Annotated in this window: 2 protein-coding genes; both read left to right on the forward strand. The window is 31.4% G+C overall.

The annotated features are described in order from the left end of the window. Positions 1–763: 763 nt before the first annotated feature. Positions 764–1,609, forward strand: coding sequence for a hypothetical protein (locus BM243_RS14970; protein ID WP_074913416.1), 846 nt, complete (start codon positions 764–766; stop codon positions 1,607–1,609). Positions 1,610–1,692: 83 nt separating this feature from the next. Next, complete coding sequence (locus tag BM243_RS14975) at positions 1,693–1,881, forward strand: hypothetical protein (RefSeq protein WP_074913419.1); 189 nt, start codon at positions 1,693–1,695, stop codon at positions 1,879–1,881. Positions 1,882–2,350: the final 469 nt, after the last annotated feature.

The following is a 2,350-nucleotide window of genomic DNA, read 5'->3' on the forward strand; positions in this document are numbered from 1 at the left end:
GGGGGGGGTATGAAGCTATGTCCACCAATCGGGCACCGCTAAAAGTTATCCCTCAAACCGTATTGAAGCTTAATCCCCTTTACCAGAAGCGATTCCAAATACAGAAGTATTCTACCTCTAGTAATAAGTCTTTACCCAAACATTCCAATAAGAAATTACACTTCATACCCCCTAAAAACCATATCTAATCTAAGAACTTCAAATCCAACACAAGTCTTTGAAAAACATCTAAACATCACTAACAACTCTAGTGAATCTTGAACATAACTTTCAAATATAAGAATCCAATTTAACTATGTTTTCGGAAATAAAAACTTGAATTAATCAAAATAAAATCATAATCTGGCTATAAGTCTAAGAATAATAGTTGTATCATCAAGCTGATTTGCTGCCATTCTGCTTGATATTTCTTTCAATATTAATAAGATAGTATTCTTTTTATTAACCTGAATGGTTCAAAACGATACCTTATATCCAGTGAGTATATTATTAAAAAACATTGCAATTTATAAAATTAAAGATGATGTTTTTTTCGGGTATGGATATTTGCGTAAAAAATAATTAATTAATTATTCAAAGCGAACTATATTTAGCATTACGTATTATATTTTGAAAAAGAAAATAGAAATATTAAATATAAATATAAATAGTTAAGATTAAATGATTTATCATTATTAATTAAATACAGCAAAGATGGTATAATTTTATAATAATAGAGAGAAATCTTTGTTAAAAAATAGAATTATAGGTATAGGTGTTTTGAATGAGAGAAAACAAAAGTATTATCCTGATGCTATTACTGCTTACTATTTCAACTATGGTGGGATGCACAGTTGGAGATGATAAAGTCAAAATTGATGACTATTCCCCAATAGAAACGCCAAATGAAATTCCAGAGTTAGAAGATGCGTTGACTGAGGCTACCGCAATAGATAAAAAGAATGATGAATCAAATGAAAAAGACCCTAATCGGACTGAAATTGAGGTTGTACAAGAAAGATTCTGGGTAGAGGGCAAAACTATATTTATCAAGGAACTACCTGCTTGGTTCTATCACAGAATACCCAGTGTCGCAGGAATCAAAGAGATAACATATACAAGGGTTTATAAGAATAATGAGGTTATAGAAGAAATTATTAACGAAGAAAAAACAATCAATGATGCAGAGCCTGAGATTATAATGTATGGCGATGATACAATATCAAGATATGCCTATTCGATTCTGTGCAATCTGTACACATGGGCAGAAGATAGTGACAATCTTACGTGGGGAATTGCAAACACTAATCTGGTTGTTAAACTCAATGGTTCAAATTTTTTCTCCATAGATAGTGGAGGGATGGATTTTGCGTACTATCCATCATTTGATGAGCTGAAGATAGTCTTCAAAATATTAGGATATGATGATTCAAAAATTGAAAAAATAAAAATAGCATATGATGAAATCAAAAACGGTGCTAGAACTGCAGATGCTGGTCTTGCTTTCTTTGTTAATGATAAATTCGGATTCAAAATGGGTGCTACTCCATTGGGAGTATCTGATGAAGCCTATAAGGCCACACTCGATTTGGATGCCATTTACGAAGCAAATAAAGGCAACTGGAAATAATCTACGGTATTCATTAATCCTTGCGGTATTATTTCGAGAAGAAATGCATATATTAATTGAGAAATTAAAATTGAGGTGAATGTATGAACCCTTTCGAAACAAGTGAAAGAATGATAACTATTAGTGATGAACTCACTAAAAAGTCCGAGGCTCTAAGTAAGGCTGTTTCTCCAGAAAGAAGAAGACTTATAGAAGAGGACATTGATATTCTGGAAGTTGAGTTTTTCTCTATAAAGCACATGTTGGAAAATATTAAATTAACGAATATTTAGGAGCTATTGATGGCTCCTTTTTATTTCGAAAAAAAGAGCATCCATACAAAATGAAGGCACAATAGCGCTTGCATCGTAATACTTGTTTTAATTCTATGAATTTTCTCTCTCATGCTTGTCATCAGATAATATGACTAGTGCAATCCCATATAAATGGGATTAGAAATATTTGCATTTACTTAGAAGAATTATCATGTAGATTAGTTTTGAAAGAGAATGCTGGATGCGGTAGGTAACTGCAACTGAAACGCAGGAGAATTTATAGATTGAATTTCTAGCGTTTCCACGTGATTTAGTATTTATTCAGTAATAGAAGGGGTATAAAATCATAAGATTTTTCCTGCAGAAGATACTGAAGAAGGATGAAAGTAAATACGAAGCTATGTATAATAGTCTAGATTGACAATTGAGAATTTAATACTTATCAATGATTATAAAATCGAAAATGCAATAAATGATAAAAAATATT

The organism is Proteiniclasticum ruminis (assembly GCF_900115135.1).
GTDB classification, from domain to species: Bacteria; Bacillota; Clostridia; order Clostridiales; family Clostridiaceae; genus Proteiniclasticum; species Proteiniclasticum ruminis_A.

Coding starts and splice junctions, on each gene's coding strand:
- BM243_RS14970 (WP_074913416.1), top strand. CDS start 764: ATGAGAGAAAACAAAAGTATTATCCTGATGCTATTACTGCTTACTATT.
- BM243_RS14975 (WP_074913419.1), top strand. CDS start 1,693: ATGAACCCTTTCGAAACAAGTGAAAGAATGATAACTATTAGTGATGAA.